The 5,373-nt window shown below is 74.7% G+C and carries 4 protein-coding genes; all 4 read right to left on the bottom strand.

Annotated features, from left to right (window positions below; translation table 11 throughout):
- Nucleotides 1–50: 50 nt before the first annotated feature.
- Nucleotides 51–1,286 carry a hypothetical protein gene (locus ACFU6K_RS30405; protein WP_380668418.1) on the bottom strand — a complete coding sequence of 412 codons (1,236 nt, stop codon included), beginning with the start codon at nucleotides 1,284–1,286 and terminating at the stop codon, nucleotides 51–53.
- Nucleotides 1,287–1,385: 99 nt separating this feature from the next.
- Complete coding sequence (locus tag ACFU6K_RS30410; protein ID WP_380668420.1) at nucleotides 1,386–3,296, bottom strand: glycoside hydrolase family 5 protein; 1,911 nt, start codon at nucleotides 3,294–3,296, stop codon at nucleotides 1,386–1,388.
- 137 nt (nucleotides 3,297–3,433) lie between these two features.
- Nucleotides 3,434–4,282, bottom strand: coding sequence for a siderophore-interacting protein (locus ACFU6K_RS30415; RefSeq protein WP_380668422.1), 849 nt, complete (start codon nucleotides 4,280–4,282; stop codon nucleotides 3,434–3,436).
- Between the two features lie 126 nt (nucleotides 4,283–4,408).
- The gene (locus tag ACFU6K_RS30420) at nucleotides 4,409–5,335 is read right to left on the bottom strand and encodes a DUF5996 family protein (protein ID WP_380668424.1); all 927 of its coding nucleotides are present in this window, start codon (nucleotides 5,333–5,335) and stop codon (nucleotides 4,409–4,411) included.
- Between the last annotated feature and the right edge of the window lie 38 nt (nucleotides 5,336–5,373).

Raw genomic sequence — 5,373 nt, forward strand, 5'->3', positions numbered from 1 at the left:
GAGCGGCCGACTTCCCGTGCAGCGGGTGGGATCCGTGGGCCACGCCGCCGTCAGGAGTGCCGGCGGCCGTTCCGGCGGCCGAGACGGAACACGGCGACACCGACGCCCACGCAGAGCAGGGCACCCGTCAGGAGGACCGGTGTGCTGCTCCCGGTCTCGGGAAGCTGGCCCCCGCCGTGGCCGGGCACCGGACCGGGCGAGTGATGGTGGCTCGGGCCGGTGGTCGGGGACGGCGCGTGGGTGGGAGAGGCTGTCGCGGACGGCGAGTGAGTGGGAGAAACCGTCGGGGACGGCGAGTGGGTGGGGGAGGCCGTCGGGGTCGGCGAGTGGGTGGGAGAAGCCGTCGCGGTGGAGGACGGGGACGGGGACGGCGAGGGGGTGGCGCAGGCGACCTCCTCGATCACGACCTCCCCGTTGCCGCTGCGCGCTCCGGTGGTGAAGGTCGCGGAGGCCGGGCCGAGGCTGGAACCACCGCCTCCCCCGCCGCCGTCGAGCGTGCCCGCCGTGGAGGAGCCGCCGGCGCCGCCCCCGTGGGCCCCGCCGCCGCCTCCGCCGCCGGTGCCCATGTGGGGGTCGCCGATATTGACGGCCGCGTCGCCGCCCTTGGTACCGGTGGCGCTGCCGCCCGCGACGCCGTCGTGGTCGCCCCCGGTGGTGGCGGTTCCGCCCGCGCCGCCCGCTCCCCCGTTGCCACCGGACTTGCCGCCCTTGCCCGCCGCGCTCTGCCCGGTGTCGGCCCCGTCGGTTCCGGCCTGCCCGCCGCTGCCGCCGGGCGCGGTTCCGTCGTTGGTGAAACTCCCGGCACCTCCGCCGCCGCCACCCGCGATGATCAGCGCGCCGCCACCCGTCGTCACGGTGGTGGCGCCTCCGCCGCCGGCACCGATGGCGCCGTTGCCGGGGCTGTGCTCCGCGTTGTAGGAGCCGCCCTGGCCTCCACCGCCGTACCCGCCGTAGGCCATGCTGCCGGGAACGGCGAGGTCGCCTCCGCTGCCCGCCTGCCCCACGTCGACGGTCAGCACCTGACCGCTCGTGACCTGGACCGTGGCTCGGACCTCACCGCCCTTCCCGCCGGGCGACCCGTAGACGGCGTTCCCTCCCGCACCGCCGGAGGCCCGCACCACCAGCTGGCAGATCCCTTCGGGGACGGTGTACTGCTCGGGCGCGCCCTTGTAGTCGAACGTGTGGGTTCCGGGAGCCGCCGACGCCTGCTGCGGGGCGCAGACGAGGAGGGCCGCCAAGGCGGCCGAGGCGGCGATTCCACCGGTTCCGTAGTGAATGTTTCTCATGCGAACCTTGTAATCGAGCCGTATTCCCCCCAGGGGTCAACACACGGTGCCGTCCGGGTGAACCATGCGGGGCGGGCGCACGCCCCTGTCGAGTTCGGGTCAGCCGAGCGGGCGGCAGAGCAGCGCGGCCGGGGCGCCGTACTGGAGGCGCTGCCAGGTGGACGCGACACCGGCCAGGTACTCGCCGTCGGCGCACTGGCCCTTGTAGCGGCCCGGCGCCCAGTCGCTCGTCACCGAGCCGCCGGTGGCGGGCCGGTTGTCGCCCCGGTCGAACCAGACCGTACGGCCGGTCGGCGGCAGCGGGCCGGCCGCCGGGGCGCAGAGCAGGGCGGCCATGGCGTTGGCCCGCACGCTGTAGCCGACCGCGAAGCTGCGGTCGGGGCACTGGAGCTTGTCGTAGCCGGATGCCCAGTCCCCCGCGGTGACGTAGCGCTCGTCGGTGACGGTGGTCCAGTCGCCGCTGCCGCCGGCCGGCTCGCCCGCGTCGGTGCACAGGGCCCGGCTGTCGCCGCGGGCGAGGGCGGTCAGGCGCAGGCCGTCCGGGCAGTCGCCCTTGCGGTTGCCGGGGCTCCAGTCCGGGCGGGCGAGCATCCGCCGGGAGAGGACCTGGTCGGCGTGGTCGAGGGCGAGCATGCTCCAGTGGTCGACCGCGGGCACCGGGCCGCTCGCCGCCGCCGCGCCGACCAGCCGGGTCCAGTCGGCGGCCCGCCAGTCGCCGGGGTCGGTGAGGCCGGTCCGGGTGCCGTCGGGGCCGTAGGAGAGCAGTGCCCAGCTGTCCTGCGGCCGCCCGGCGGCGTCGGCCCAGCCGACCAGCGGCCAGACGGCGAAGTCGGTGTCGCCGCGCACCAGGATGTCGGTGAACGCGTGCAGCCAGGCCTGCTCCCTGGTGTCGGTCGAGCCCCGGCCGCCCGCGCCGAACTCGCTGATCCACACCGGGGCGGTGAAGTGCTGTCCGGCCCGGGTGACGAACAGCGCCTGGTCGTCCACCACCTGGGCGAGCTGCTCGGGGGTGAAGTCCTGGTAGCGCGGGTCACTGGTGGATCCCGGGCCGCTGCCCGCACCGGTGTTGGCCGGGCCGGTGTAGCCGTAGAAGTGCGCGGAGTAGACCAGCTTGCCGGAGTCGATCAGGGTGTGGGAGAGGTTGCGCACGGGGGTGAGCATGGGGCGGCCGTGGCTGAACCCCGCGGCGGGGATGCCGTACCAGTTGATGCCCTCCATGACGACCAGCAGGTCCGGGTCGGCCCGCAGGATGCGGTTGCCTGCCTCCTCGAAGGCGGCGTACTCGTCGTGGGCGTCGCCCAGGCCCCAGTTGGGGTCGTCCCAGACGTCCCGGCGGACCTCGTTGCGCAGGTCGGCGCCGACCACCCGCTTGTCGGCCTTGTAGCGGTTCACCATGAACAGCCAGTCGTCCTCCCACTGCGCGGTCGACTGGCCGCTGTTCCAGCGCTCGTTGCCGTCCAGGCCGCAGCAGAAGCGGTAGCCGGTGGTGTGGTTGTTGAGGATCACCGCGAAGCCGTCGGCGGTCAGCGCCGCCACCACGGCGTCGAACACCTGGAGCGGGGTCCGGCCGCGCAGCTGCGGGTTGGCGGCGACGGCGGAGTCCGGTACGGGGGCGGTGTCGTGGATCATCGCGTTGGCGAACGGCAGCCGGACGCTGTTGAGGCCCAGCCCGTGGAAGTCGGCCAGCAGCCGGGCCATCGGCACCCGGTCCAGGCCCAGCGGGAGGTTGTGCGACACCTGTCCCGCCTGGTTGTTCGCCGGATCCTCGGTATTCCCACTGCCCTGCCAAGTCCCCTGGGCACCGGCCCAGTTGGCGGCCTTCAGCTTGAAGCGGTCGCCGTCGGCGTCGACGATGTAGCGCCCCCGGGCGCTCAGCGGTCCGGTCCAGGACGCGGCGAGCCGGGCCCCGGCTCCGTCGTCCGGTGCCGCGACGCCGGGGCCCGCCGCCAGCACGGCGAGCACCGGCAGGGTCGCGGCCAGGGCGAGCAGGCGCGCCGTAAGACTCTTCATCGTCGTCCCCGCTGTGGTGAGGTGGCTCGGGCCGTCGCCCGGCGCTCGGGCGCGCCGTCGGCGAGAAACGACAATATGACGGAACCTCATGTTCCGGGAGGGTGCGTGCGGCGGCGCTTCTGCGGCGGCCGCCGGCCTCAGTCCTCGGCGTCCTCCCCCGGGCCGTCCTCGGCGCGCTGGTCCTCGCTGCGCCCGGCCCGCCAGTAGCCCATGAAGCAGACCGCGCGCCGGTCCATCCCCCGCTCGCCGACCAGGTGGCGGCGCAGCTCGCGCACCGAGGCCGCCTCGCCCGCGATCCAGGCGTACGGCCGCCCGTCCGGCAGGTCGGCGGCGCGCACCGCTCCGGTGAGGCCCGGCGCGCCGGAGCGGCGGTGGAGCCAGACGGTCTCGACTCCGGCGCGCCGGGCCGGGAGGTAGGCCTCCTCGGCCGGCCCGTCCACCTCGGCGAAGACCCGGACCGGCAGGTGCGCGGGCAGTTCCTCCAGGATCGCGGCGATGGCGGGCAGCGCCGACTCGTCCCCGGCCAGCAGGACCCAGCCGGGGTCGGCGGGCAGCCGGAACTCCACGCCGCCGGCCTGCTCGACGGCCGGTCCACACACCACCACCCGGTCGCCGGGCGCGGCCGTGGCGGCCCACCGGGAGCCCGGGCCGAGGTCCCCGTGCACGGCGATGTCGATGTCGATCTCGTCGGGGTCGAAGCGCCGGCCGCGGACGGTGTAGGTGCGCAGCACCGGGCGCACCCGTGGGTCCGTCTCCCGCCAGCTCTGGTACCAGCCGAAGTCGCCGTCGCCGGGCGGGATCAGCGGCTCGGACTGCCCGGGGAGCGGCAGCAGCAGCTTGATCCGCTGGTCGAGGCCGCCGTTGACGAACCCGGTGAGGCTCTCACCGGTGAGCGTGACGCGGACCAGGTGCGGGGTGAGGCCGGCGGTGCGGGCGACGCGCAGGGGGAAGAGCGCGAAACGGGCGGGAGCGGTGACGGTGGACAGGGCGGGCTCCTTCCAGCGAACGGGCGGACGCCGCGGCCGTGCCGGTCCGTAGGCCGTCGACGCGAACCGCAACTTAGGTGAGGCTAACCTAAACTCCGCGTCGAGGACAGCCGTCCTGGCTCGCCGTCAGCCGCCGCTCCCCGCCGCCACCGGGTCGGTGATGCCGCCCGGCGAGGCCTCGCCGCGGACGTCCCAGCCGGCCAGGCGGGCCGCGGGCTCGTAGACGGACTCGTAGAAGTCCAGCACCACGGCACGCGCATCCTCCCGGCCGCGGACCTCGTCGTACGGCAGGACGGCCAGGTGGCTGCCGCTGCGCTCGACCCAGCGGGCGGCGCCGGGGCGGAGCGGGCTGTCGGCCAGGCCGGCGGGCTCGGGTGCCGCGTAGGAGTAGAAGGCCGGGTCCGGGAAGGAGTCGTCACCGAACCAGAAACCGGAGCTCACGACCTCGCGGGAGTAGGCCTCGCGGGTCACCGGGTCGACGGTCCGCGGCTGTTCGATCACCCGGCCGGAGAAGCGGGTGACGGCGATGTCGAAGGTGTGCCAGAAGTGGTGCACCGGGCTGATCTTCCCGCAGAAGCCGGCGGCGAACTCCTCCAGCACCAGGTTGACCTGGCTCAGCACCTGCCAGTAGCGGTTGACCCAGAACGGGTCGTAGGCGGCGTGCTCGGTGTCCTCGGTGAACGGCCGGCCGGCGTCGGGCAGGTCGAACGGGTACGGGTGCGGGACCGCCGCCGGCACGCCGACCGCCGCGAGGGAGTCGAGCGTGCGGCGGTAGAACGACGCCACGGACTGCCCGGTGAGCGGGAACGAGGCCGTGCGGCCGTCCGAGGAGCAGACCACCAGCCGGTGGTCGACGAAGTCGAAGTCGACGCAGAAGGTCCCGCCCCCGTCCAGCACGGCCATCGGGCGGGTGGTGATGCCGCGCCCGGTGAGGTGGTACGGGACGTTCCACCAGTGGTTGCGCCGCACGCTGCACGCCAGGCGGACCTTGCCGACGACCTGGGCGAAGCGGTGGACCGTCGCCTTGGAGTCCTGCCACTGCGCCAGCGGGATCGGGGGAACAGCTCCATGGGGGCCACGCTAGGCCGGTG

The organism is Kitasatospora sp. NPDC057512, from assembly GCF_042802135.1.
Taxonomy (GTDB): Bacteria; Actinomycetota; Actinomycetes; order Streptomycetales; family Streptomycetaceae; genus Kitasatospora.